Annotated in this window: 28 protein-coding genes; 20 read left to right on the top strand and 8 right to left on the bottom strand. The window is 55.5% G+C overall.

From position 1 onward, the window contains the following. Nucleotides 1-55 precede the first annotated feature (55 nt). The 7 genes from AC07OV_RS10000 (at nt 56) to AC07OV_RS10030 (ending at nt 4,813) form a co-directional block, all read left to right on the top strand. The gene (locus AC07OV_RS10000) at nt 56-1,111 is read left to right on the top strand and encodes a site-specific integrase (RefSeq protein ID WP_495092140.1); all 1,056 of its coding nucleotides are present in this window, start codon (nt 56-58) and stop codon (nt 1,109-1,111) included. Nucleotides 1,112-1,378: 267 nt separating this feature from the next. Next, nucleotides 1,379-1,621: a plasmid-related protein gene (locus AC07OV_RS10005; protein WP_495092141.1), complete on the top strand. Its 243-nt coding sequence runs from the start codon at nt 1,379-1,381 to the stop codon at nt 1,619-1,621. Then, a complete protein-coding gene (locus AC07OV_RS10010; RefSeq protein WP_495092142.1) occupies nt 1,618-2,397 on the top strand; it encodes a helix-turn-helix domain-containing protein in 780 nt (259 codons plus the stop codon). The genes AC07OV_RS10005 and AC07OV_RS10010 overlap by 4 nt, the downstream gene beginning before the upstream one ends. A gap of 53 nt (nt 2,398-2,450) precedes the next feature. Continuing rightward, entirely contained in the window at nt 2,451-2,705 is a 255-nt protein-coding gene (locus AC07OV_RS10015) for a hypothetical protein (RefSeq protein WP_495092143.1), read from the top strand. Nucleotides 2,706-3,010: 305 nt separating this feature from the next. Next, a complete protein-coding gene (locus AC07OV_RS10020; protein WP_495092144.1) occupies nt 3,011-3,475 on the top strand; it encodes a hypothetical protein in 465 nt (154 codons plus the stop codon). Beyond that, on the top strand, nt 3,472-3,735 hold the full coding sequence (locus AC07OV_RS10025) for an EexN family lipoprotein (RefSeq protein WP_495092145.1): 264 nt from the start codon (nt 3,472-3,474) through the stop codon (nt 3,733-3,735). The genes AC07OV_RS10020 and AC07OV_RS10025 overlap by 4 nt, the downstream gene beginning before the upstream one ends. A 1-nt stretch (nt 3,736) precedes the next feature. Further along, on the top strand, nt 3,737-4,813 hold the full coding sequence (locus AC07OV_RS10030) for a TrbL/VirB6 family protein (protein ID WP_495092146.1): 1,077 nt from the start codon (nt 3,737-3,739) through the stop codon (nt 4,811-4,813). 533 nt (nt 4,814-5,346) lie between these two features. On the opposite strand, the gene AC07OV_RS10035 is transcribed toward AC07OV_RS10030, so the two are convergent. Further along, nucleotides 5,347-5,817, bottom strand: a complete 471-nt coding sequence (locus AC07OV_RS10035; RefSeq protein WP_495092147.1) for a hypothetical protein — start codon at nt 5,815-5,817, stop codon at nt 5,347-5,349. Nucleotides 5,818-6,206: 389 nt separating this feature from the next. On the opposite strand from AC07OV_RS10035, the gene AC07OV_RS10040 reads away from it, so the two are divergent. After that, the gene (locus tag AC07OV_RS10040) at nt 6,207-6,455 is read left to right on the top strand and encodes an antitoxin VbhA family protein (RefSeq protein ID WP_495092148.1); all 249 of its coding nucleotides are present in this window, start codon (nt 6,207-6,209) and stop codon (nt 6,453-6,455) included. A gap of 130 nt (nt 6,456-6,585) precedes the next feature. On the opposite strand, the gene AC07OV_RS10045 is transcribed toward AC07OV_RS10040, so the two are convergent. Continuing rightward, a complete protein-coding gene (locus tag AC07OV_RS10045) occupies nt 6,586-6,774 on the bottom strand; it encodes an AbrB/MazE/SpoVT family DNA-binding domain-containing protein (RefSeq protein ID WP_495092149.1) in 189 nt (62 codons plus the stop codon). Nucleotides 6,775-7,836: 1,062 nt separating this feature from the next. Here AC07OV_RS10045 and AC07OV_RS10050 point away from each other — a divergent pair. Further along, nucleotides 7,837-8,463 carry a hypothetical protein gene (locus tag AC07OV_RS10050; protein ID WP_495092150.1) on the top strand — a complete coding sequence of 209 codons (627 nt, stop codon included), beginning with the start codon at nt 7,837-7,839 and terminating at the stop codon, nt 8,461-8,463. Nucleotides 8,464-8,833: 370 nt separating this feature from the next. Further along, nucleotides 8,834-9,442, top strand: a complete 609-nt coding sequence (locus tag AC07OV_RS10055; RefSeq protein WP_495092151.1) for a sce7726 family protein — start codon at nt 8,834-8,836, stop codon at nt 9,440-9,442. Here AC07OV_RS10055 and AC07OV_RS10060 read toward each other — a convergent pair. The 3 genes from AC07OV_RS10060 to AC07OV_RS10070 are packed head-to-tail and all read right to left on the bottom strand — an operon-like array spanning nt 9,431 to nt 11,654. Next, nucleotides 9,431-10,504, bottom strand: coding sequence for a beta family protein (locus AC07OV_RS10060; protein ID WP_495092152.1), 1,074 nt, complete (start codon nt 10,502-10,504; stop codon nt 9,431-9,433). The two genes, AC07OV_RS10055 and AC07OV_RS10060, sit on opposite strands and share 12 nt — an antisense overlap. Further along, a complete protein-coding gene (locus AC07OV_RS10065) occupies nt 10,491-11,057 on the bottom strand; it encodes an ImmA/IrrE family metallo-endopeptidase (protein WP_495092193.1) in 567 nt (188 codons plus the stop codon). Before AC07OV_RS10065 ends, AC07OV_RS10060 begins: the two co-directional genes overlap by 14 nt. Before the next feature lie 9 nt (nt 11,058-11,066). Then, nucleotides 11,067-11,654: a hypothetical protein gene (locus AC07OV_RS10070; RefSeq protein WP_495092153.1), complete on the bottom strand. Its 588-nt coding sequence runs from the start codon at nt 11,652-11,654 to the stop codon at nt 11,067-11,069. A gap of 426 nt (nt 11,655-12,080) precedes the next feature. Between AC07OV_RS10070 and AC07OV_RS10075 the strand changes: the two genes are divergently transcribed. From AC07OV_RS10075 to pqqE, 9 genes are all read left to right on the top strand, one after another. After that, nucleotides 12,081-12,527: an Lrp/AsnC family transcriptional regulator gene (locus AC07OV_RS10075; protein ID WP_176996622.1), complete on the top strand. Its 447-nt coding sequence runs from the start codon at nt 12,081-12,083 to the stop codon at nt 12,525-12,527. A gap of 146 nt (nt 12,528-12,673) precedes the next feature. After that, nucleotides 12,674-14,365 (top strand): flavin monoamine oxidase family protein, encoded by a 1,692-nt coding sequence (locus AC07OV_RS10080; RefSeq protein WP_495092154.1) that lies wholly within the window; start codon nt 12,674-12,676, stop codon nt 14,363-14,365. Between the two features lie 10 nt (nt 14,366-14,375). Continuing rightward, the gene (locus tag AC07OV_RS10085; protein WP_176996624.1) at nt 14,376-15,170 is read left to right on the top strand and encodes a carbon-nitrogen hydrolase family protein; all 795 of its coding nucleotides are present in this window, start codon (nt 14,376-14,378) and stop codon (nt 15,168-15,170) included. 48 nt (nt 15,171-15,218) lie between these two features. After that, a complete protein-coding gene (gene pqqF, locus AC07OV_RS10090) occupies nt 15,219-17,570 on the top strand; it encodes a pyrroloquinoline quinone biosynthesis protein PqqF (RefSeq protein WP_495092194.1) in 2,352 nt (783 codons plus the stop codon). A gap of 158 nt (nt 17,571-17,728) precedes the next feature. Then, nucleotides 17,729-17,803, top strand: a complete 75-nt coding sequence (gene pqqA, locus AC07OV_RS10095) for a pyrroloquinoline quinone precursor peptide PqqA (RefSeq protein WP_003194766.1) — start codon at nt 17,729-17,731, stop codon at nt 17,801-17,803. Between the two features lie 71 nt (nt 17,804-17,874). Next, complete coding sequence (gene pqqB / locus AC07OV_RS10100) at nt 17,875-18,786, top strand: pyrroloquinoline quinone biosynthesis protein PqqB (protein ID WP_176996625.1); 912 nt, start codon at nt 17,875-17,877, stop codon at nt 18,784-18,786. Between the two features lie 11 nt (nt 18,787-18,797). Then, on the top strand, nt 18,798-19,550 hold the full coding sequence (pqqC, locus tag AC07OV_RS10105) for a pyrroloquinoline-quinone synthase PqqC (RefSeq protein ID WP_494997336.1): 753 nt from the start codon (nt 18,798-18,800) through the stop codon (nt 19,548-19,550). Then, a complete protein-coding gene (pqqD, locus tag AC07OV_RS10110; protein WP_494997335.1) occupies nt 19,547-19,822 on the top strand; it encodes a pyrroloquinoline quinone biosynthesis peptide chaperone PqqD in 276 nt (91 codons plus the stop codon). Before pqqC ends, pqqD begins: the two co-directional genes overlap by 4 nt. Beyond that, nucleotides 19,815-20,945, top strand: coding sequence for a pyrroloquinoline quinone biosynthesis protein PqqE (pqqE, locus tag AC07OV_RS10115; RefSeq protein WP_218172673.1), 1,131 nt, complete (start codon nt 19,815-19,817; stop codon nt 20,943-20,945). The genes pqqD and pqqE overlap by 8 nt, the downstream gene beginning before the upstream one ends. Nucleotides 20,946-20,950: 5 nt before the next feature. Here the strand turns inward: pqqE and AC07OV_RS10120 are convergent, their stop codons facing one another. Continuing rightward, nucleotides 20,951-21,109 (bottom strand): YqaE/Pmp3 family membrane protein, encoded by a 159-nt coding sequence (locus tag AC07OV_RS10120; protein WP_007904205.1) that lies wholly within the window; start codon nt 21,107-21,109, stop codon nt 20,951-20,953. A gap of 183 nt (nt 21,110-21,292) precedes the next feature. Then, the gene (locus AC07OV_RS10125; RefSeq protein ID WP_494997334.1) at nt 21,293-22,555 is read right to left on the bottom strand and encodes an aspartate aminotransferase family protein; all 1,263 of its coding nucleotides are present in this window, start codon (nt 22,553-22,555) and stop codon (nt 21,293-21,295) included. 209 nt (nt 22,556-22,764) lie between these two features. Between AC07OV_RS10125 and AC07OV_RS10130 the strand changes: the two genes are divergently transcribed. Further along, entirely contained in the window at nt 22,765-23,664 is a 900-nt protein-coding gene (locus tag AC07OV_RS10130; protein WP_176996630.1) for a LysR family transcriptional regulator, read from the top strand. Nucleotides 23,665-23,891: 227 nt separating this feature from the next. On the opposite strand, the gene AC07OV_RS10135 is transcribed toward AC07OV_RS10130, so the two are convergent. Then, the gene (locus tag AC07OV_RS10135) at nt 23,892-25,670 is read right to left on the bottom strand and encodes an acyl-CoA dehydrogenase C-terminal domain-containing protein (protein ID WP_495092155.1); all 1,779 of its coding nucleotides are present in this window, start codon (nt 25,668-25,670) and stop codon (nt 23,892-23,894) included. Between the last annotated feature and the right edge of the window lie 241 nt (nt 25,671-25,911).

Here is a 25,911-nt window from a genome sequence, read left to right on the forward strand (position 1 = left end):
AAGGGTACAATTTAGGTACAGTGCTGGTTCGCCAGCCGCCTAGGAGCACCCTCTCATGGCAACTCTCGTCAAAACTCCTTCCGGCACCTGGAAGGCTCTGATTCGCAAAACTGGCTGGCCAACTGTGGCTAAAACCTTCCGCACCAAGCGTGATGCGGAGGACTGGTCTCGACGTACCGAAGACGAAATGGTCAGAGGTGTGTACATCCAGCGCAGCGGCTCCGAACGCATGACGCTGGAAACAGCCCTCAAGCGCTACTTGAGCGACATTACCCCCACCAAGAAGCCCACCACTCAGCGCGGCGAAATCTCGAAAGCCAAGAAGCTCATCGAGCACCTGGGCAAATACTCCATGGCCGCCCTCTCCGCTGAAATCATCGCCGGCTATCGCGACAAACGCCTAAACGAACCGAGCCGTGGCGGGACCATCAGCAACAACACCGTGCGCCTCGAACTGGCCCTATTGAGCCACCTGTACACGGTAGCGATTCAGGAGTGGGGTTTAGGCCTGACGTTCAACCCAGTGCTGAACATCCGTAAGCCAAGCCCTGGGGATGGTCGTGACCGAAGATTATCGCCGGAGGAAGAACGCCATCTGCTCGCGGCCGTGAATCGGCACAGCAACCCTATGCTGGGCTGGATTGTTTGCATCGCTCTGGAAACGGGTATGCGCTCGTCAGAGATCTCATCCCTACGGCGACCTCAGGTTGATTTGGCAAAGCGCGTTATACGTCTCTCAGACACAAAGAACGACAGCTCCCGAACTGTTCCACTGAGTAAGCGCGCGACTGAGGTATTCAAAGCTGCGATGGATAACCCGGTGCGACCAATCGACTGCAATCTGGTGTTTTTCGGTGAGCCTGGGAAGGACGGGAAGCGTCGGCCGTATACCTTCACGAAAATATGGGGGCAGTTGAAGAAGAAGCTTGATCTGCCTGATTTCAGGTTTCACGACCTGCGCCATGAGGCAGTGAGTCGACTTGTCGAAGGTGGGTTATCTGATCAAGAGGTGTCGGCCATCAGTGGTCATAAATCAATGCAAATGCTCAAGCGATATACTCACCTTCGGGCTGAAGATCTGGTTGAAAAGCTGGACAAGATCTCAAGATAACTAATCCGCCCAAAAAAACTTGATATAAATGCGACTATTTTCATAGTCGCACAACCAAACACCAACAACCATCAGATACATATAGACATTATCAGAGTTTCACCACCCAACTTTAAAACCAAGATAGCTAATCCGAAGCTACCAAGACATACAAAACCTTGAACCAAGATACTACATATTGGTAATTTCAGCACACTAGCCAGTTTGACAATACGGCAATCCCACTCAAGAATTCGCAGACCTTCACCAAACACTGCGAGCTTACACATGACGACCGAAGAGTATTTACTTAACCGTTTTGGCCCCTTAATGAGCATTTTAGATATTGCCAATTTACTAGGGCGTTCTCCTGACGGAGTGAGAGTCTCTCTCTATTCCGACACCGACATTTCCCGCAAGCTCAAGCCAGCAATGATCCGAATCGGCCGCCGTGTATATTTCAGGACAATGCAGATCAATGATGCGCTCAACTTAGACTCTGAGGTAAGTCCCCAGGACAAACTGCAATGAGCTACAAAGCCTATGACTGGGTATGGACACACACGTTCGGCTCCCCTACCGCGAAGCTTGTAATGATGGCGGTAGCTAAACATGCGGATGAAAAAGGAATGTGTTGGCCAAGAGTGCGGACTCTAGCCGAGTTTTGCGGAATTTCCTCCAGAACCGTGCAGCGTCAACTGAAGGAATTTGAACGAGCCGGACTTATAACCATTCAGAAAAAGTATCGTGGGGATGGGGGACAAACGGCGAATGTATATTGCATAGCGCTTCCTGTCGTAAAAGGTTTAGGTGCCACTGACACCGCTGTCACAGGGGGGATGTCACCCACGACACCCCAGCCCCAGACACCAGAGCGTCACGGGGGGAATGACACAGCAGTGACACACCAAGAACTAACAAGAGAACCCCAAAAAGAACTACTACAAACAACAAATGACGAGCTGCGCCTGCCTAAGCTGTTAAAGAAAGGAGATCGCGCATGGATCGTTCAACTCTTGGAGGACATTCCAAGGTATGACCATCAAGTACTCCTTGATGAGCTTTCGGAAGCACTGAAATCTGGAAAAATCACGACAACCCCACAGCGATGGTTTTATGGTTTGAAGAAAAACTACTTGAATGGAAATTTTTGCCCTCTCGCAAAACCGAGAAAGTCCAAACCAGCAACCGATCCAAGCTTAATAACGGAAAGTATCGACAAACCATTACTGATGAGCCACGAAAGCAAACAAGAACACATTAATGCTTTGAAGTTATTAACTAGGAATACGGTACGACCTCTGTAGCCATCGACAATTAAAGCCACAAACCAAACGAACAGCATTGAAAGGACAGAGCTATGTCACTCCATTTTAAGCAGCTTGAAAGCTATTGCGACAGCCTAGACAGAACAGGCGATATACAAGTCATCCTCAGAGCGCACTACAAAAACGGCTTTGCACTCAGTGTCTCCGACGGCGTAATAGATCACACTGTCATCGATGAAGAGAATCGCCCCTACTGGTTCAGGACAGTAGAAATGGCATTAAATGAGCTCGCAAACATTCCGTATATTGCTGACCAGATCATGATTGACCGAAAGTCTTGGTCCTGATTTTGAAACCAAAGCGTCAACCAATGAACGCAGCTAATTTATACCCCAAGAACGCCTAAGCGTGCAGGGTGCTGGGACCGAAAAGAAAGTCCCTGACAGGTGGGAACAGTAGCTCGATAGAAAGAGCCACCGGACAAGCAGCGGAAAGACGCGCCGTATAGACCACATCCCAAGAACGCCAAAAAGGCGCACTGGATACGGGCCTTAAACAAGCCCTGACTGGCGAGAAAGTAGCTCGATAAAAAGAGTCGCCGGACGGCTGGAAAGACAGCTCTGCGTTCGCCCCTACCCCAAGGAGCAACACAATGATTTCGTACCTTTACCTACCGATTCTAACCTTCTGCACGTTCGTTCTCATCTCCATCCGCCGATACTGGGTCTGCGTAGACCACCTCGGATACATGAAAGAGGTTTCGACACGGGCACCGTCGTTACTGCACCGGGACCTAATAGCCGCAGTGCTTGCGATGGTGCCATTCGCAATGGCGGCGATTGATTGGTTTGAAATAACGCTTCCCCGGCAGTCAGCCCCCGTTCCTTCAGGTTTCGCTGCACTGCTCTCGGTGTGCTGCGTATGCACCTGCATAGGCGTTCTAAACAATACCCTTGAACGCCTCGCAGGCAACTGGGCGGGAACGCGGGAAAGCGTTCTCCGCACGGTCGCGGCGCTACGGATCATTGATCAAGCAGAGCTGAATGTATTGAGCAATCACAGCCCGAAAGCCGTAAGCACGGAACCATGCAGCATCGGCCAGGTGGTGAAGAAATGAACAAGGCCCCTGCTCTACTGCTCATCGCTGCTTCAATTCTCACGGGCTGCGGACAACAAGAACCGGTTCAAACCGTTGACTGGTACAAGGCCAATCCATCTGAGCGGTTGAAAATGCTAGAGAGGTGCAAAGCCAACCCTGGAGAGCTATCGATCTCTGCGAACTGCATCAACGCGTCATCTGCCGCGAATGCCATAACGCTGGAGCTGCGTGGATACAAACACCGCGAACCGGTCAATTTTTCTTCTCAGGGAAAATAGAATGACCACGACGACCGGAATATTTGAATGGATCGCGGGGAGCATGGAGCAAACGCTCCAGACGTTCATACGCATCACTTCCAGCCAAGTCATCAATGACTTTTCACTGACGATAACGCTGTGCGGAACGCTCTACCTGACCATGATCGGTTTCATGATGATCATTGGCACAATCGAACAACCCGCGTCCCACCTCCTCAAGACCTGTGGAAAATTTCTGCTTATCAGCGGACTGGCAATGAACGCGGACACGTACATGTCGTGGGTAGTGGAGGCACTAAATGGCTTGGAAACGGGGGTAGCATCTGCCTTTTCAGCAACAGGCGATTCAACGGCCTCAACGTCTGTATTTCAGGTAGTGGACAAGGCAATGTCCGACGGCTGGGCGATAGGCGCCGATATTCTAGCGAAGATGGGAACGCGCGCCTGGCACGAAGTGGGCATGATCTTTTTTGATTTGCTGACGGCCATCATTGTCTACGCGGCGACACTCGTCATCGCGGTTCCAGCAGGGGCCATGATCATCGTTGCAAAGGGAATGTTGTCGATCATGCTGGGCATCGGCCCAATTTTTATCATGATGCTGTTGTTCGGGCAGTTCACATCCAAATGGTTCGATAGCTGGTTCGCCCAGGTCATCACGTACATTCTACAAATCGCGCTGGTGGTCACAGTGCTCAGCTTTGGGATCAAATTTTTCTCGTCGCTGACCAGCGACATACTCGCAACACCCACTGACTACCCCATCTCTACATTTCTGGAACTTCTGGTGGTGACGGTCGTGGTGTTGTACATGTTGCAGCAAGCCAACGCTGTTGCTGGGAGCCTTGCAGGCGGGTTATCAAGTGCAGGACTCACCCTACGCGGAATCGCAAGCGGTGCCGCCTCACCGATCACCAAAGGGCTTAACCGACAGTCCACGCGCCGCGACATGCAGTCGGGACAAATGGTCACCGCTGGACGACTGAACCACCTTGCGGCGGGTAACACAGCCTGGAATCCCGCGTACCGACAGCACGTCATGCAGAACATGGGCAAAAACTGGGGCAATGCGACAGGGGGAAAAGTGAACCGCTAGGCCTGAATCAAAGTTCATCAGACCTCGTTTCGGCGAGGTCTTTTTTTGAGCAACTTCAACAAGCGAATGACGGGTCAAGGGGTTGGTGCGGCCCGCAGAAGCGAAGCGACGAGGACCCGGCCCCTTGATGCGGCAGAAGCGACCCACGCTCACGGCACGGGTGTAGGGGATCAAGGCCGGAGGCCTCCCCTGCACCCTTGACGACAGAGGGCGACTCGCTCCCTTCCCGCTTGCGGGAAGGGCGGGGGGATGGGTAACTATAAATTTTTTAAATTATTGTAAATAAAAGACTAATAGCAAAAACAAGACAGTTTCAGCGCATCTGTCATTCATCCCTAACTCCGAGATTACGCAAGCTCACTCCCCATCGACCAGTCGCTTGACCCGATTGGGCGATTACAGCTCGGGGCAGTGCCAGAGAGATCAGCATGCGCGACCGAGGGTCGCCACTCAATACTAGATGCAGTTAAGCAGACCCGATGCTGACACTGTGGGCGACACGACGCTCCGCGAGCCGCCCTTAGAAATTTAGCTCAACCGTTGTTGTAGCGACGCCGAGGGGCGATTTGAGACACTCGAGCAGGTGAAAGCCCGAACTTTTGAGCCACATCTTTTGTCTTTTGACCGCTCGCCACCTCCCCTCGAATTGCACTATCTCTGATTTCATCAAGTGACTCCTGGAGCTTTCCGATTTTTTCGGCAGCTTCATCCTGCTTAGCTTCCATCTTCGCTAAACGCTCATCGGTCAGCGCCTGCTTGCCCTTCAAAGCCTCGATATCCCTCGCCATTTCCTCATGGGCTCGGTTAAGAAGGTCTTGCGCTTGCCCCAGCAAGTTTTGAGCTTTAGTTCCAAAAATGTCCATTCTGACTACCTTGAGTGCACGTGAGATATTAAATTCACTGAATTTAATGTTCGTGTCAACCGTTGCTAATCTGAGTCCATGGGCTGGAGGACTAGGGACTGGATACATCAGAGTCACGACAAACGAATGCAACAAAGTCATGAAAACTCCGCGCCCTGCTTGGGCAACCCCTTCGGTTGCATCCCGTGTCCGAACTTGCCGGACTGGCTGCGGGGCAGGCACGGCGGGCGGAGCCCTTGACCTACCCCTGGCGATAGGCTGAGCGCTTCCTGTGGAGTCAAGGGTACGGCTACGCCCGGCATCCTCGCCCGTTCGGTGCTCGCCTTCGGCTCCGCTCCGCATGCGGCCTCCGGTGACGCCCTTGACACCACATCCAGCAAGAACCTTAGCACTTTGGCTACTGTACGATTTCATGTATACCAAGGCTTCCATCCAGATCCTGTTGCCTGGTCAACGCGCGCAGCCTGAGGGTCGTCAACTTCCATTCCTTTGTGTATGAACAAAGTTTCTCAAGCTCGTCAGGGACAGGTATGACCTTCGAAAATCAAAACGCAGCCAAACAGCAAGGCAAAGTTGAACCCTCAACCAGTAATGATCGGCCGGAGATACACCTGCTCACTGAGTCCGAACGGAGTGAGCGGATAAAAGCTGTGAGCTTTGCCACTGCCTCACTAAACCAATCGGGATTTGAAGTCACCGAAGCAATGCGGCTCCTGGGCGAGCGCTACATCAATGGTGAGATTGAATTGAATGAGTTCGTAGCAACCGCAATGAAATAAAGCGCATCAGCCGACCTGACGACCTGAGCGGTCTTTCCGCAGGGTTTGGCCACGGTCGGCAGAGAGCCACACGGCGCCACAAGTCCGGCGATATGCCGACTCCGGAGCTGTCAGCTCAAATTAGGGGTTGTCATGATGGAACGTCGATGAAACGTTTTGGCTTGAGGACAATCGCGTCATCCAACACCTCGACCTCCAAATCGTCCCCAAGGGCTAAGCCCATTTTTGCGAGTAGTTCCAACGGCAACTCGACGATGACGTCGCCACTTCCATCAGCAGTACCCTGACACTTCACGGTCCAGCGTTCGCTATCGCACATAACCGTACATCCCTCCAATCATCGTTGGACGAGTTCTATCATGCTCGTGCTGTAGCAACCAACTTCATTCAAGCCCTCCAAGGAACCGTCAGGCTGAGCAGGTGCGGTCGGTGATCAACTGCAATGCAAGCAGGGCCATGTCTGAAAGACGGTGGAGCACTAGTGCAGGATAGGCAGATCGCCGGCTAATAGACGCCCAAAGCTTGTTCATGAACAAGGATTCAAGCGCATGGAGATCTAGTGCAGGATAGGCAAGTCGCCGGGTAAGCGTATGACAAAGTATCCGGTAGCGGCGAATCTCTTGTTCATGAACAAATACTGAGGTCCATAGAGATCTAGTGCAGGATGGGCGTTCGCCGGTAAATTGTGGTTCACTACCTGCATAATCAGCCGCTGATTTCGAAAAGGAATTCACATGCTGGGCAAAGCTAGTATCGGAGCCACAAGGGATAGTGCCGTGTACGCATACCGGCCGACCTGAAATCAGAATGGGAAACACACTGCGAGAAAAAAGGTAGCTCCCAGCACGGCATGATTTGAGCGCTAATGCGCTACGTCATCCAAGATGAAATGCCCCCAGGCGCTCAGAATTGGATATCAGGACAAATCGCAGGAGAACCTGACGAAGGTCCGTAACAACGGCTTGAGGTTCGACTTACACCAAGTGAGCACCATGAGGTCGTGGTACGTTTAGAAGCCGAGGGCTGCTCAGCTCAACGCTGGGTAATAAATTGCGTACGAGCTAGTTTGACCAATCAGCCCCAATTTACCGTGGAGGTCACTAAGGCGCTTTGGGATTCGTAGGAACTGCTTCGAGCCATTGGGGGAACCTGAATCAGATAGCAAAAAACTGAATTAGGACGGCAACCAGGAACTCTCTACGAAGGAAATAAAGCAGATTTCTGATTATATCTACAGCCATATCGGAGTTACTTCTGAACTCCAAGAGGCCAGCTTGAGCCGATGGAAAGTCATCTGGCGCTGAACTGAGCCCGGCCTGTCGAACTCATCGGCGCCCACAACACTCTAAAAGGTGAAGATCAACCAATCCCCATCGAGGAAATGAAATTGCCAAGCTTCTATTCCGAAAGAACTGCCGAATATGCTCTGACCCCAAAATTCTTAACTCTCGTTGAACCACTGGGCCCCGCGGTTCCAGTATATTTTTCAGGGCGGCGAGAGGATACGCTTGTAGCATTCGACTCCCTATCTGGGGAAAGCTTTCATCTAGTCGCATTTTTTGCAAGACGTCCAAAAATCGACGAAGCCGACAGCTTAATTATCGAGGGAAAAATCAACAAAAGACTGTTTCGGGTAGCCAAGTGCGCGTCTGAATTAGGCATTCAAACATTGTGCGGAATATCCCTGACTAATAATATATTTAATCAATCTCTCGCGGAATCACTGTGGTTTGATATTAGCCAACTAGAAATTGAAGAGGATGTGCGGTTTATTTGCGAGATCAGTAAGGACCTGAAGCTCAAAAAATTTCATGGCCATATACAACCAACGCACCATTCAACAATTCTTTCTAGCATTGCCAATAGTCGCGTTCTCGACTGGGCAGAAATAACATCTATCATGCGCGAGCTTCCAAGACTCGCCGACGACTCTCAGCCGGGGCAATTTATGTTCCTTTCTCAAACATGGCGTATGAGACCACTCTACTTTGTGATTCGTCGAATATGAGAGTGACGTTATGGCTGCAAACAACTCTTACAACCCCCTCCAACACTGAACCTTTTCCGCCCCTTAAAAAACTCAAATAAATTCCAACTAATAAAATTCTTTGTAAAGATAGACTTTGAGTATGCACACATTCATCTGTCGAGCAGGTTGACACTAACAACAAAAAATAAGCAAAATAGAAACTCAACAAAATCAAAAAAAACGGCATAACGCCATCACAGCTAAAAATCCACCAAAACCGCAGGGCCAGTGTAGATCACTCAATATCAACAAACGGCACTAGATGCTACACTTAACCCAAACTCCAAACCACCCAGAAATATTTAGCGATAACATTGAACCCTATGACCACTTTAGAAATGACGCAAGCATGAAAGAAATCGATATAAAACGCACGCTTGCGTATCACTTACTAAAAGAAAGTACGACACAGGCTATTTTTCTTGAATACTCATTTCATTTTGGACGCCGCCGAGCAGACTTAATTTGCGCTGAAGACGGGATGATTGTTGGATATGAAATTAAATCGGCATTTGACCGAATCGACAGGCTTGCAGGCCAATTAAACTCCTACACACAGCTTTTCGATTATGTTTACGTCGTATGCGATAGCAAAAACATAAACGCAATTCGTAGGCTCACTCCTGAACGAATTGGAATTTATCTATGCACACCAGCCGGCCTAAAAAAGGTCAGAAAAGCAAAACAAATTAAAAATTTTGATAGCATAACAACCTTGGACGCCGTGCCCATGGATTATCTGCGTAGAGAGTTCAAAACAACCGGGAGATCCAAACTAGAAGTCTGCGAACAAATTTCTCGAGTTTACAAAAGAGAAAAAATAAAGCTATTTTTCAGACAATACATCATCCAGAAGTATGGAGCTCAAACCGCTCATCTTCAAAGCGAGCTAAGCGGCAGCATAATGCTGGACGATGTGTACTCATTAAGCTTAGCTCCTAACAAATTAGGCACTTAGTAGTTTCACCCGTCGAATCATGTAGTTGCACGCCCTAACTGAAATCCAAAAAGATGGACTAATACCAGAAGGGGTATTATCAGAAGCGCTATTTATTTCAGCATCACCCCAGCTATGATTTGTGGAGTATATAGGATCAGCCACAACTTTTTTTGCACACCATACGTAAGACCCAGCATTCCTGCGCTTCCGATAGTAATAAAAAGTTGTGTCCGTACCGAAATCTATTCGAGGAACGAAGGTTCCACCACGCATTTCAATTTGCTTAACATTGATAGATGCAAAATCACCGAACTGAAGACCAGGCCGATTATGCTTTAACGAAACAAAAAGAGAGTGTTCGTAAATTTCAAACTCTCCATGCTCATCTCCTCTACCTTCCTGAGACACCAGATAAGGAAATGAACCTGCCACACAAACTATTCGCTCTAGCCACTCACTAGAATTTGACATACCTGAGATCTTATCAAAGGCTTTTTGGTAGGCATCAGATACAACTGCCAAACCCTCGCTTTTCACTTTATCTCTAACACACCCCTCATCCAAAATAATATATAATCGAGAATCTTTGAGCTCAGAAATTACAACACTTATAATTTCTTCATATTCTTCGCCTTCTAAATCAGCAGGAAGACGCAACGCCATTTTTTTATATTTGCTTGTCACAGACGAGACAAATGACTTAGCCTCACTCAAATCCTCATCCAACTCAAAGTTAACGTGAATCATTGGAACTATATGAGATCCGCAGTTCAAGTCGAGCCAATCCTTCCAACTTTCATAGCCATTAACTGGAGACAGAATACTTTCAATTTGAGTGTTTTTTTGCTTTGAATCAGTTGTCACGTCCAAGATATATGGCAGCTCACCCTGAATATTCTTTATTTGTTCTAGACGTTTAACAATATCACCAAGAGAGTTTTTCTTAGTTATTCTTGATTTGGTTATTTCATACACGGGAAGCATCTTCCGCCTATACGAGATATCAACCGCCGAGATAGCCCTAAGCTCTGCATCCTTAGTCTTTAGTACGGGAAAATAAACTAAGCTATTCCAATCCATGCCCTTTCATCCCTAAATTTTTTGCTCGAACTCGCACAGCAAGAGTCGAAACCTTAAAGTACTGGGCAATAGCCTCGATACTCCCCGTAAACAACCGAACTTTTTCTTTGAACATCTGCTCAGGCATTAGAAGTTCACTTGCGAAACGATTAGCTTCAGCTTCCATAGGATTGCTATCACCATTTCGGAAAAAGTTTTGATCCTGAAACTCGCTCTGCTGCCATCGATGACGGCAATAGTGACCTATCTCATGAGCAATAGTGAAGCGCTGCCTATTCGGGTGATGAAGTGCATTGACTCTGACGACCCAACCATCTTTGTTATCTAAACGACTTAGCATCCCTGAAACCTCATCTTTCATGGGAACACTAAGTAGTTCGACCCCTAATACCGACAGTAACTTTTGCACATCCAACGGAGAGGTTTCAACACCTTTACGTTTTGCTAAGTCGAGTAACTGAGCTACGGTAAACGTTTCAACAGCGCAGCCTTCACTACTTACATCCGAAGATGCAAGCAACTTGGGCTTAACGTTTTTCCGAATAAAGGCCATCTTTTTCACCTACTCACTAATCTTGTTGTCACTGTCAGGACAGTTTTCTGACTCATCCATTTCTGCCAGCCGACTACTCACCTCGAGTATAGCATCCTTATGAGAATTTATTCTAGTTTCGTGATCAGAGAGTGCGTCGAGTATATCTCCATATGTTGCGTTGATTTTTACTATTTCTTTCTTAGCTTTCTTCTCAATAACCTTTGTAAACTCACCTGCTTTGCAATACTCCTCGAAGTGAGCCTTTGACTCTTTTACGACTTCAGCCTTCGACGAGCTTCTTATAATAACAAAGGCGCCACCTACGATTGCAGCGTTTAACGCGATCAAAACACTAATCATTGTCTGATAAAAAGATACTTGCATAGACCAAAGCGCATCTACTGTTATTAAGGTTTTCTCCTTTATCATCCGCGCAATCATAAGCTGCTCGTATTGATCTAACTCTTTAATATCTTTGGCTGGCACATACTGCGCATGACTAATAATTATCTCGCTAATAGGTGCAAAATGCATCATGGCTAGTACGACCAACAGACCGATACAAGTAGCCAGTAAAGTGGGGGCAAGAAGATCCTTGGCTTGCAAATTGTTCATCCTTCATGAGGGCGGAGGCGAGTGCGCTAGCTCCTACAGACCTCCGGGGACTTCCACCACTGAATGCTGAGGATGGCACTTTGATCCTACCCGGCGGACACACCTATGTCTATTCGGTCGTAATGACATATGGACATCATCACATAACGTCATGCCGGTACATTTACGGTACAGTCCTACCCTTTGATTGTTTTTCAGAATTTACTCTAACCTACTGATCTATATAGATATTAGCTTTGAATACCTTCACCTAAACAGGTAACCTTTCGTTTGATTATCACGAGTCTCGGCAACTCATAATCCTTTGGTCCACGGTTCAAGTCCGTGTGGGCCCACCAAACAAGAAAGCCGCGCAATGCGCGGCTTTTGTGTGTCTGGAAGGCTGTAATATACCGCCCCATTGCCGCCCGCACTGGAGCCCTCCCCTTGCCCGTCCTCGATGAAATCGACCGCCAACTGATCGCCGCGCTGCAGATCAACGCCCGCGAAAGCGTCGCCATGCTTGCCCGGCAGTTGGGTATCGCACGCACAACGGTGACGTCGCGCCTGGCGCGGCTGGAGAAGACCCAAGTGATCACCGGGTACGGTGTGCGCCTTGGCCAACGGGTGGTCGACGGCGGTTTGCAGGCGTATGTGGGCATTACGGTGCAGGCGCGTTCGGGCAAGGACGTGCTGCGCAAGCTCAGTGCCATGGCCCAGGTCCAGCAACTGTGCGCGGTGAGTGGCGAGTTCGATTACGTGGCGTGGCTGCGCACCGACTCGCCCGAACAGCTGGATCAACTGCTGGACCAGATCGGCAGTGTCGACGGCGTGGAGAAAACTACCACGTCGATAATCCTCAGTAACAAATTGGATCGTGGGCAGCCAATCTGACCGTCGACTTCGTCACTCTGACTAAAAACAATTCATTACGACGACACTTTGCGTCTTATTAACGAGCGCAACGCTCCCTAAACTGGCTGCCATCTTTTCCTATACTCAGCGGGACGTGCCCCGCCGAGTTGCCAGCCAGGTTTGCCATGAACGAACTCAACAAGAACAATCGCCACCCTGCAGACGGTAAAAAGCCCATCACCATCTTCGGCCCGGATTTCCCGTTTGCCTTTGATGACTGGATCGAGCACCCGGCCGGGCTCGGCAGCATCCCCTCCGCCAACTACGGTGCCGAAGTGGCGATCGTCGGCGCGGGCATCGCAGGCCTGGTGGCCGCTTACGAGCTGATGAAGCTGGGCCTCAAGCCGGTGGTGTACGAGGCCTCGAAGATGGGCGGCCGCTTGCGCTCCCAGGCCTTCGAAGGCGCCGAAGGCATCATCGCCGAGCTGGGCGGCATGCGCTTCCCAGTGTCGTCCACCGCGTTCTACCACTATGTGGATAAGCTGGGTCTGGAGACCAAGCCCTTCCCCAACCCGCTGACACCCGCCTCTGGCAGCACAGTAATCGACCTCGAAGGCCAGACCCACTACGCGCAAAAACTCTCCGACCTGCCCGTGCTGTTTCAGGAAGTGGCCGACGCCTGGGCCGATGCCCTGGAAGCGGGTTCGCAGTTCGGTGATATCCAACAGGCCATCCGTGACCGCGACGTACCGCGTCTAAAAGAACTGTGGAACAAGCTGGTGCCGTTGTGGGACGACCGCACCTTCTACGACTTCGTCGCCACCTCCAAGGCGTTCGCCAAGCTCTCGTTTGCGCACCGCGAAGTGTTTGGCCAGGTGGGTTTTGGCACCGGTGGCTGGGACTCGGACTTCCCCAACTCCATGCTGGAAATCTTCCGCGTGGTGATGACCAACTGCGACGACCACCAGCACCTCGTCGTCGGCGGCGTCGCGCAGGTGCCCATGGGCATCTGGCGCCATGTACCCGAGCGTTGCGCCCACTGGCCGGCCGGCACCAGCCTGAGTTCGCTGCACCGCGGTGCGCCGCGCGCCGGGGTGAAACGCATTGCCCACGCCCCGGATGGCCGGTTTGCGGTGACCGACAACTACGGCGACACCCGCGAATACGCCGCCGTGCTGACCACCTGCCAAAGCTGGCTGCTGACCACCCAGATCGAATGCGATGAAACCCTGTTCTCGCAAAAAATGTGGATGGCCCTGGACCGCACCCGCTACATGCAATCGTCGAAGACCTTCGTGATGGTCGACCGCCCGTTCTGGAAAGACAAAGACCCGCAAACCGGCCGCGACCTGATGAGCATGACCCTCACCGATCGCCTCACCCGTGGCACTTACCTGTTCGACAACGGCGACGACAAGCCGGGGGTCATCTGCCTGTCGTATTCGTGGATGAGCGACGCGCTGAAAATGCTGCCGCAACCCATCGACAAACGCGTGAAGCTGGCCCTGGATGCGCTGAAAAAGATCTACCCGAACGTCGACATAAAAGCGCGCATCATCGGCGATCCGATCACCGTGTCCTGGGAGGCCGACCCGCACTTCCTCGGCGCCTTCAAAGGCGCCCTGCCGGGCCACTATCGCTACAACCAGCGCATGTATGCGCACTTCATGCAGAAGGACATGCCTGCCGAACAGCGTGGGATCTTTATCGCCGGTGATGACGTCTCCTGGACGCCTGCGTGGGTGGAAGGCGCGGTGCAGACCTCGCTGAACGCCGTGTGGGGCATCATGACCCACTTCGGCGGCAGCACTCACGCCGAGAACCCGGGGCCTGGGGATGTGTTCGACGAAATCGGGCCAATCGCCCTGGCCGACTGAGGAACTGAACATGCGTGTTGCCTTGTACCAATGCCCGCCGCTGCCACTGGACGTCGCTGGCAACCTCACGCGCCTGCACCAACTGGCGCATGAGGCCTCTGGCGCCGATGTACTGGTGCTGCCGGAGATGTTCCTCAGCGGCTACAACATCGGCGCAGAAGCGGTGGGCGCCCTGGCCGAGGCGCAGGATGGGCCGTCGGCGCAGGCCATTGCCGAGCTGGCCAAAAGCGCCGGGCTGGCGATTCTCTACGGTTACCCGGAGCGGGCCGAAGACGGACAGATCTACAACGCCGTGCAACTGATCGACGCCCAGGGCCAGCGCCTGTGCAACTACCGCAAGACGCACCTGTTCGGTGACCTGGACCACTCGATGTTCAGTGCAGGCGACGATGACTTCCCGCTGGTCGAGCTCAACGGCTGGAAGCTCGGTTTCCTGATCTGCTACGACCTGGAGTTCCCGGAAAACACCCGGCGCCTGGCCCTGGCTGGTGCCGAGCTGATCCTGGTGCCCACCGCCAACATGGTGCCCTTCGACTTTGTCGCCGATGTCACCGTGCGGGCGCGAGCCTTTGAGAACCAATGTTATGTGGCCTACGCCAACTATTGTGGGCACGAAGGTGAGATCCAGTACTGCGGGCAAAGCAGCATCGCCGCGCCGAACGGCCAACGCATCGCCCAGGCGGGACTGGATGAAGCCTTGATCGTTGGCACCCTGGAGCGCCAATCGATCCTCGATGCCCGCGCCGCTAACCACTACCTGCAAGACCGTCGCCCCGAACTCTACGGCGCGCTGCACAAACCCTGAACCAGCCGGTTTGTTAACATGGGCACTTCCAACGTTTCGGAAGTGCCCATGCCCGCGCCGGCCCACCCTCATCACCTTCACCTGACCCTGGCCAACGGCCTGCGGGTTTCCCTGCGTCATGCGCCACGTTTGAAGCGTTGCGCTGCTGTTCTCCAGGTAGCTGCGGGCAGCCATGACGTGCCCCTGGCGTGGCCGGGGCTGGCGCATTTTCTTGAGCATCTGTTGTTTCTGGAGACTGAGCGTTTTCCCGCGGGCGAAGGGCTGATGGCCTACGTGCAACGCCATGGAGGCCAGGTCAACGCCAGCACGCGCGAGCGCACCACGGATTTCTTCTTTGAACTGCCAGAGCCGACATTTACCGGTGGCCTGGACCGGCTGGCGCACATGCTGGCCCAGCCGCGCCTGGCAGTGGACGATCAGTTGCGCGAACGCGAGGTGTTGCACGCGGAGTGTGTCGCCTGGAGCCAGGATGCCAAGGCACAGCAGCAAGTGACTTTGCTTGAAGGCTTGGCGGCGGACCACCCGCTACGAGGGTTTCACGCAGGTAACCGCGACAGCCTGCCGGTTGAGCGTGAGGCTTTTCAGCAGGCGTTGCGGGAATTTCATACCCACTTCTATCAGAGCGGGCAGATGACGCTGAGCCTGGCCGGGCCACAGTCGCTGCAAACACTCCAAGCCCTGGCACAGCAGTTCAGCGAGCAACTGCCCTCCGGCAACCGGCAACCGCAGGCCAATCCGCCTGCCCTGATGCCCGGGCCAACCCCCAGCTATCAGCACCTGGCCGGCGATCATCTGCATCAGGTCATCACCGGTAATGCGCCCCGTGAGGCCCTGGATTTTCTCTGCACCTGGCTCAACGCTTCGGCGCCGGGCGGGCTGCTGGACGAACTGAAAACACGCCAGTTGGCTACGGCAGTGCAGGCCAGCGTGCTGTATCACTTCGCGGGACAAGCCGTGGTGGATATCGACATTACGCTCAGCCCCGACGGCGCATCACCGACCCAGATCGAGGCATTGCTGCACGACTGGCTGAGCTTTTTCGCACACAGCGATTGGACGGCGCTGCAGGAGGAGTTCACCCTGCTGGCCGCTCGCCAACAACAGGTCCAGGGCGCCCTGGCATTGGCGCGAAACAATCAGGAAGCCCTGTCACAACAGAGCCTCGCGGGCCTCAAGGCCCTGCTGGACTCGCTGCCGCTCAAGCCCGCCGAACACGCCTGGCAATTGCCACCTCCCAACCCCTTTCTGCGAGCGCCGGAGAAAGAAGAACGTGCGGGTCTGATCCGTGGCCAAACCAGCGCCCACCGTGGCTTACGCACCTTTGCACAGGATCGCTCCCGTGGTCGGCGTGAGGTGTCGGCGCTGGCATTCAGCCAGGCGTTAGCGGACGACGGTGATGAAAGCGCGCTGTACGTGCAATGGCAGGGTGCTCCCGCTGGTATGGAAGGCACATTGCAGCCTCTGCGTGAGAACGCACGCCAGGCCGGCGTGGAATTGTCCTTCGAAACGCTAGGCAATGACTGGCTGGTGAAGATGGTCGGGCTGCACGAACCCATGCCGGCCGTCCTGGAGGCGTTGGCGCAAAGCCTGAACCAGGCTCACGAGGTACCTCCAGCCACCACGCCCATGATTGCCATCCGCGAATTACTCAAGGCGCTGCCGGCTTGTTGCACCGTCCGCCCCCTGGACAGCGAGGCATCGTGGACCACTGCTCGCTGGCAGGCCCTGGGGCTGGGTTTTCCCGCCTCGGTTGAGGCGGCAATCAAAACGGCGGCGGCGCGCCTGCCCGGCCAGCCGGCCAACCTCGAGCACGTGCCTGTGGCGCTGGGCGGGCTTCATCTGTGGCATGAGGTGAAGACCGACGGCAGCGAAGCCGCACTGTTGCTGTTCTGCCCAGCGCCGAGCCAAGCCCTGGCCGATGAGGCCGCGTGGCGACTGCTCGGCCATCTGCTCCAAGGGCCGTTCTACCAGCGCCTGCGGGTCGAACTGCAAATCGGCTACGCCGTGTTCAGCGGCATCCGACAGATCAACGGCCAAACCGGCCTGCTGTTTGGCGTGCAATCCCCTGACGTGGCGCTGGAGGGCATCATCGATCACCTGCAAACCTTCCTCCAGCAGGTGCCGGCGGTGATCGACAACACTCCAGATCTGGGTCATCAGGCCTTGGCACAGCAATTCTCACCACAGACGCTGCCGATTGCCCAAGCTGCCGAGCTGATCTGGCAGGCACGGCTGGCCGGCCATTCGTCGGGATACCTTGAGCAACTGCAACAACAGATCCAAACCTGCACGCGCGATAACCTGCAACACGCCGCACGCCAACTGAACGAGGCTGCAGGCGGCTGGCGCTGTGTCGCCAACGGCCCGCGACCGGCAGATACCTGGCGACTAGCAGACTGATCATTGCCGTCTCTGCAACAGGCTTTTTCCGCCGAGACAGCGCTAACTCAGCAAGAATTGGGTAACATTCCTACGCAATATCTGAACATCTCCGACTGGAGGTGGACTATATGTATTACTTAGTAGTGAACGTCCCATCCCTTGGTAGGAGTATGAATATGACCTGGTCCAAACCTGCTTACACTGATCTGCGCATCGGTTTCGAAGTCACCATGTACTTCGCCAGCCGTTAATCCGCTGGGTAATACAACGCCTCGGTTCGCCCGGGGCGTTTTTGTTTTGAGCTTTGCTTGATGGAGTTGCCATGTTTGTCCAGATTCTAGGTTCCGCCGCTGGCGGTGGTTTCCCGCAGTGGAACTGCAACTGCGCCAACTGCGCGGGTTTTCGCGACGGCAGCCTGCGGGCCCAGGCACGCACGCAGTCGTCCATCGCGATCTCCGACGACGGCGTGAACTGGGTCCTGTGCAACGCCTCACCGGATATCCGCGCGCAACTCCAGGGTTTTGCCCCGATGCAACCCGGCCGCGCCCTGCGTGACACCGGCATCAGTGCGATCATCCTGATGGACAGCCAGATCGACCACACCACCGGCCTGCTCAGCCTGCGCGAAGGCTGCCCGCACCAAGTGTGGTGTACCGACATGGTCCATGAAGACCTCAGCACCGGCTTTCCGCTGTTCACCATGCTCACCCACTGGAACGGCGGCCTGGCCTGGAACCGCATCGAGCTGGACACGAGCTTCACCGTTCCGGCCTGCCCCAACCTGCGCTTTACCCCGTTACCGCTGCGCAGCGCCGCGCCGCCCTATTCGCCGCACCGCTTCGACCCTCACCCGGGGGACAACATCGGCCTGATCGTCGAAGACCTGCGCACCGGCGGCAAACTGTTCTACGCCCCGGGCCTGGGCAAGGTCGACGCCCCGTTGCTGGAGATCATGGCCGCCAGCGATTGCCTGCTGGTGGACGGCACGATGTGGGACGACGATGAAATGCAGCGCCGCGGTGTCGGCACCCGCACCGGTCGCGAGATGGGCCACCTGGCCCAGAACGGCCCTGGCGGCATGCTGGAAGTGCTGGAGCAATTGCCCGAGCAGCGCAAAGTGCTTATCCACATCAACAACACCAACCCGATCCTCGACGAAGACTCCCCCGAGCGCGCGGAGCTGGTGCGGCGCAATGTCGAAGTGGCTTACGACGGCATGAGCATTGAATTGTAGGAGCGACCGAAATGACTGACACGCCGTTGACCACCACTGAATTCGAAGCCGCCCTGCGCGCCAAAGGCGCCTTCTACCATATCCATCACCCCTACCATGTGGCGATGTACGAAGGCCGCGCCACCCGTGAGCAGATCCAGGGCTGGGTCGCCAATCGCTTCTACTACCAGGTGAACATCCCGCTGAAAGACGCCGCGATCCTGGCCAATTGCCCGGACCGTGAGATCCGTCGCGAGTGGATCCAGCGCCTGCTCGACCACGACGGCGCGCCAGGTGAAGACGGCGGCATCGAAGCCTGGCTGCGCCTGGGCCAGGCCGTGGGTCTCGACCCGGATCAATTGCGCTCCCAGGAGCTGGTATTGCCCGGCGTGCGCTTTGCGGTTGATGCCTATGTCAACTTCGCCCGACGCGCCAGTTGGCAGGAAGCGGCCAGCAGCTCGCTGACCGAACTGTTTGCGCCGCAGATCCACCAGTCGCGCCTCGACAGCTGGCCGCAGCATTACCCGTGGATCGACCCGGCCGGCTACGAGTACTTCCGCACTCGCCTGGGCCAGGCCCGCCGCGATGTGGAACACGGCCTGGCAATCACGCTGCAGCATTACACCACCCGTGAAGGCCAGGAACGCATGCTGGAAATCCTGCAGTTCAAACTGGACATTTTGTGGAGCATGCTCGATGCCATGAGCATGGCCTATGAACTGAAGCGCCCGCCGTATCACAGCGTGACCGACGCGCGGGTGTGGCATAAAGGGATCCCCCTATGAGCTTTGATCGCAGCAAGACACCCGCGTGGCGCCCTGGCTATCGCTTCCAGTACGAACCGGCGCAAAAAGGCCATGTGCTGCTCTACCCCGAGGGTATGATCAAGCTCAACGACAGCGCCGCGTTGATCGGTGGCTTGATCGATGGCGAGCGCGACGTGGCCACGATTATCGCCGAGCTGGATCAGCAGTTCCCCGGCGTGCCTGAACTCGGTGAAGACATCGAGCAATTCATGGAGGTCGCCCGTGCTGAGCACTGGATCACCCTTGCCTGAAAAACCGGCCATCGGCCTACCGCTGTGGTTGCTCGCCGAGCTGACCTACCGCTGTCCGTTGCAGTGCCCGTATTGTTCCAACCCGCTGGATTTTGCCGAGCAGGGCAAGGAGCTCAGCACCGAACAGTGGATCAAGGTGTTTCGTGAGGCGCGGGAAATGGGCGCGGCGCAGCTGGGGTTCTCTGGCGGCGAACCGCTGGTGCGCCAGGACCTTGCCGAGTTGATCGGCGAGGCGCGCAAACTGGGGTTCTACACCAACCTGATCACCTCCGGCATCGGCCTGACCGAGCAGAAGATCAGCGACTTCAAGAAAGCCGGCCTGGACCATATCCAGATCAGCTTCCAGGCCAGCGACGAACAGGTGAACAACCTGCTGGCCGGCTCTAAAAAAGCCTTCGCACAGAAGCTGGAAATGGCCCGCGCAGTGAAAGCCCACGGCTACCCGATGGTGCTGAACTTCGTGACCCACCGGCACAACATCGACAAGATCGACCGCATCATCGAGCTGTGCATCGCCCTGGAGGCGGACTTTGTCGAGCTCGCCACCTGCCAGTTCTATGGCTGGGCCCAGCTCAATCGAGTGGGGCTGTTGCCGACCCAGGAACAGTTGGTGCGCGCCGAACGCATCACCAACGAATACCGGGCCAAGCTGGAAGCCGAAGGGCACCCGTGCAAGCTGATTTTCGTGACGCCGGACTACTACGAAGAGCGCCCGAAAGCCTGCATGAACGGCTGGGGCAGTATTTTTCTGACGGTCACACCGGATGGCACTGCCCTGCCGTGCCATGGGGCCCGACAGATGCCGGTGCAATTTCCCAATGTGCGCGACCACAGCATGCAGCACATCTGGTACGACTCGTTTGGCTTCAACCGCTTTCGCGGCTACGACTGGATGCCCGAGCCGTGCCGCTCATGCGACGAAAAGGAAAAGGACTTTGGCGGCTGCCGTTGCCAGGCGTTCATGCTCACGGGGGACGCAAGCAATGCTGACCCGGTGTGCAGCAAGTCCGATCAGCACGGCATCATCCTTCAAGCGCGAGAAGACGCCGAGCACGCCACCCAGACCATCGAGCAACTGGCCTTTCGCAATGAACGCAACTCCCGGCTCATCGCAAAAGGCTGACAGCCTCAGCGTTTGGCGATGATGTACACCGCGTGCACGATGCCCGGGATGTAGCCGCACAGGGTCAGCAGGATGTTCAGCCAGAACGCGCCGGCGAAGCCCACTTGCAGGAACACACCCAGTGGCGGCAACAGAATGGCGATGATAATTCGAATGAAATCCATGGGGTCAGCTCCAAAAAATCGGCTCGTGTGAGCCGTTAAGCTAATCGACCTTGGCGGTGTGTGAGGGTTCAGTGAAATCTGGCGTTGGGCCATCTATGCCCGCCCAGACAAAAAAACGCCCCCAGCCAAAAGAATCAGGCCGGAGGCGCCGCGTATACCGCGAGACGGTTCAGGAAATCAGGTTTAAACAGCAATACCCTTGCGGCATTGCAGTTGTGCGGTGCGCACGCGGGAGAAGGCGCGGGCCAGGCGCAGGAGCATTTCGTCGATGTTGCTTTTGCTCACCGTCAGCGCCGGGGTGAAACGCAGGCAGTTGGGTTGCGGGGCATTGAGGATCAGGCCTTCATGCAGTGCGGCTTTTACCACTGCATCCGCAGAATCATCCGACAAAGTCAGGCCCCACATCAGGCCATGGCCGCGCAGTTGGCCGTGGTCATAGCGATACGCCAGGCGGGCAAGCCCTTCGCCCAGGTACAGGCCGGACTCACGCACGTGTTCAAGAAAGCCGTGTTCCAACACGGCATCAAGTACCGCCACACCCGCCGAGGCCATCAGTGCATTGCCATGATGGGTGCCTTCCAATTCGCCCACCTCGAAACAACAGGCTTTGCCACGTGCCAGCAGGGCTGCCAACGGAACGCCTCCGCCCAGGCCTTTGCCGAGGGTGATGATGTCGGCACGCACGCTGTACTGCTGCTCGGCGAGCAACGTGCCGCAACGGCCGATACCGGTTTGCACTTCGTCGAGGATCAGCAGGATCCCCAGTTCCCGGCACAGTCGCTCAACGCCCTTGAGGTAGTGTTCGGTCGCGGGAATCACGCCGGCTTCGCCCTGGATAGGTTCAAGCAGGATGGCAACGGTATGCGCATCAACGGCTGCATGCAGGGCCGGCAAGTCATTGAAGGGCACGTGGCTGAACCCCGGCAACTGCGGCTCAAAGCGGTTGTGCGGGCCGCCCGCCGACGCTGACAGCGCCGCAAAGCTGCGCCCATGGTTGCCGGCACTGGCGCTGATGATTCGGTAGGCGCCGTTGCGATGCAACTGGCCCCACTTGCGCGCCAGTTTGATCGCGGCTTCAACGGCCTCGGAGCCACTGTTAAGCAGGTAGGCCTGGTCGCTGCCCGTGCGGTGGCAGAGGCGTTCAGTGAGGTTGAGTTGGGCGCGATTGTGCAGGCCGTTGCCCGGATTGATCAGTGACTGAGTCTGATCCGCCAGGGCCTTGATCAAGGCTTGCGGGCTGTGGCCGAGGCTATTGGCGCCGTTGCCCTGGCTGAAATCCAGGTAGGCACGCTCGTCACTGTCCCACAGCCACGAGCCCTGGCCGCGTACGAAGATTTGAGGTGGGCGTGCCACGGTGGGCATCAGAGATTCACTGGATGGATTTTTGCTGGAGGCCTCCAGAACCAAATCGTCCAGGCTCGGCGTGGAACGACGGAACAGATTCATAGCTCACCTGTAATAGCAACGGGACCTTGGTCGGTGCGCCCCACTACTGCGGCCTTGAGGTTTATTGCCTTGCCTATGTAAACACCATCAACATAAACGCTGTTCATTGCCCGATCCGGCCCTGTAAGCCCTGCGAATAGGCGCTAGACTAGGCGCCCAAGGGGCCCTCGGCCATTTCGATTTTCCAGCTTTTTCGATAAGTAAGTCTTATGGATTTCAAGCAACTGCGTTATTTCGTCGCGGTGTATGAGGAAGGCCACGTGGGCCGCGCTGCCGAGCGCCTTTCCATCTCGCAGCCAGCCCTGTCGCAACAGATTCGCCAGTTGGAACAGAACCTCGATGTGAGCCTGTTCGAGCGCAGCAGCAAACGGCTGTTACCCACCCTCGCCGCACATACCTTGTATAACCATGCCCTGCCGCTGATCGACGGCATGCAACAAGCCGTCGAAGCCCTGCGCAACTTCAAGGGCCAGGCGATGCGCACATTGGCCATCGGCGTGCTGCAAACCGTGCACACCAGCCTGGTGCCGCAAATGCTGGAACGCGTGCGCAAGGCCCAGCCGCACCTGGTGGTACAGATCTATGAATTGACGGGGTTGGAGATTGAGCGGCGTTTGCTCAACGGCTCGCTGGATATCGGCATCAGCTATTTGCCACCTCGCCAGCCTGGGCTGCATGGCGTACTGCTGTACGAAGATGAGTTGAAAGTGGTCATCCCAGAAGACCATCCCCTGCGGGAATTCAAGAAGGTCTCGTTGAAACAGGCGGCCGAATTGCCGATGTTGTTGCTGGGGGAAGAGTTTCAGGTCCGACAGATCTGGCAGGGCCAACTGTCCAACCTCGGGCGACGCCCGCAAGTGCAGGCAGAACTCAACACCATGGTGGGGATTCTCGACAGCCTGCCCCATACCCAGCTTGCCACGGTGTTGCCGGGGCGTTCACAGGATGAGCACAACAGCCAGTTGCTGCTGTGGAAGCCGTTGAGTGAACCGAGGGTGCCACTGAAAGTGGGCTTGGTGTGCCGCGACGTGCAGCGCCAGCAAGCGACGGTGGCGTTGTTGCGCACCTTGCTGGAAGACGTGATGAATGCCCCGCAGGCGCCGGCCTGAACTTTTTCGCGGGCAAAAGAAAACCCCGCCGAAGCGGGGCTTTGCAGACTGTTTCCCTGACATCCATTTCACTCCGCCGTCCTGGCAGAATCCTACGTGTCCGTGTTGTTGCTTTGCGCTTCCTGCGCGACGTCCATGTGAAGTAGATTATCGATGGATCCAATTTGGCGATAGAGGACGAATAGCAGCACGTCATGTAAGAGAATGCTTACACGCCCTCCCAGCCCTTAGAACAGTGCTTCATCCAGCAAGAACAGCGATTCACTGCCAGCTTTTACCGACGCACTCAGCGAGTGAATCCGCGGCAGCAGGCGCGCAAAGTAAAACCGCGCAGTGCCCAGCTTGCTGGCGTAGAAGTCTTCCTCAGCCTGTTTGCCCCACGCGGCCTTGGCCATGCGTGCCCACATGTAGGCATACGCCATGTAGCCAAAGGCGTGCAGGTACTCCACCGAAGCCGCACCGATTTCATTCGGGTTGGTCTTGGCGCGATCCAGCACCCACGCGGTCAACTCATCGAGGTTATCCACCGCCGCGCTGAGCGGACGGGTGAACTCACCCAGCTCCGCCCCTGCGGTAGCAATGAACTGGCGAATCTCGTCAGCGAACAACGCATAGAACGCCCCGCCGCTGCCGACGATCTTGCGCCCCATCAAGTCCAGCGCCTGAATGCCGTTGGTGCCTTCGTAGATCTGGGTGATACGCACATCACGCACCAGCTGCTCCTGGCCCCATTCGCGAATGTAACCGTGGCCACCGAATACCTGCTGGCCCATCACGGTGGTTTCCAGGCCAAGGTCGCTGAGGAACGCCTTGGCAACCGGCGTCAGCAACGCCACCAGATTGTCAGCTCGCTCGCGGGCGGCGGCATCGTCACTGAACTTGGCGATATCCAGCTGCGTCGCCACGTAAGTCGAAAACGCGCGTCCACCCTCGTTCGCCGCCTTCATGGTCAGCAGCATGCGACGCACGTCGGGGTGCACGATGATCGGGTCGGCAACCTTGTCTTTGGCCTGGGCGCCCAGTGGGGAGCGGCTTTGCAGACGGTCACGCGCGTACTCGATGGCGTTCTGGTACGAACGCTCACCGGACGCCAGGCCCTGGATACCCACGCCCAGACGCTCGTAGTTCATCATGGTGAACATCGCCGCCAAGCCACGGTTAGGCTCGCCCACCAGGTAACCCACGGCGCCGTCGAAGTTCATCACGCAGGTGGCGGACGCCTGGATACCCATCTTGTGTTCAATGGAGCCACAGCTCACCAGGTTGCGCGCGCCCAGGCTGCCGTCGGCATTGACCATGAACTTCGGTACCAGGAACAACGAAATGCCCTTGGGGCCAGCCGGTGCGTCCGGCAACTTGGCCAGCACCAGGTGGATGATGTTTTCGGTGAGGTCGTGCTCACCGCCGGTGATAAAGATCTTGGTGCCGCTGATGGTGTAGGAACCGTCCGCCTGAGGCTCAGCCTTGGTGCGGATAATCCCCAGGTCGGTACCGGCATGGGCTTCGGTCAAGCACATGGAGCCAGCCCACTCGCCGGAGTACATCTTCGGCAGGTACGTGGCCTTGAGCTCTTCACTGGCGTGGGTGTTGATCGATACGCAGGCGCCGGACGTCAGCATCGGGTACAGCCCGAATGCCAGGCTCGACGAGTTGATCATCTCTTCAACCTGGGCCGACACCGCCTTGGGCATGCCCATGCCGCCGAACACAGGGTCACCGCCGACACCGACCCAACCGCCTTCGGCGTAGGTTTTATAGGCCTGTGGATAACCGTCCGGGGTAAAGACCGCCGTGTCTTCCCAGCGGCAGCCTTGTTCATCGCCAGCGCGGCTGATCGGGGCGATGGATTTGGCCGTGACCTTGCTGGCTTCTTCGAGGATGGCTTCAACCGTTTCGGCGTCGACGGTGTCTGCCAATGCCGGCAATTGGGCCCAAGTCTTGGCGACCTCAAAGACTTCGTTGAGGACGAAGCGCATATCACGCAGCGGCGCTTTGTAATCAGCCATGGCAAACCTCGTGAGAACGTGAAAAGTAATTCGGTAAGAGTCGGTTTTACAGGGTCTGAGTGTACCCGAACAACTTTTCAGACACATAGGGTCCCTTTGTGACCATTGAGTATTTCAAAGTCACGCACCCTATAAATTTGAACATTTTCATCAACTGACACACCGCTATCGCCGGCAAGCCGGCTCCTACGGGGCGCGTGAGGCCCACGATTCTGTAGGAGCCGGCTTGCCGGCGATAGCG

The sequence above is a fragment of the Pseudomonas sp. GW821-FHT09A09 genome, from assembly GCF_059418405.1.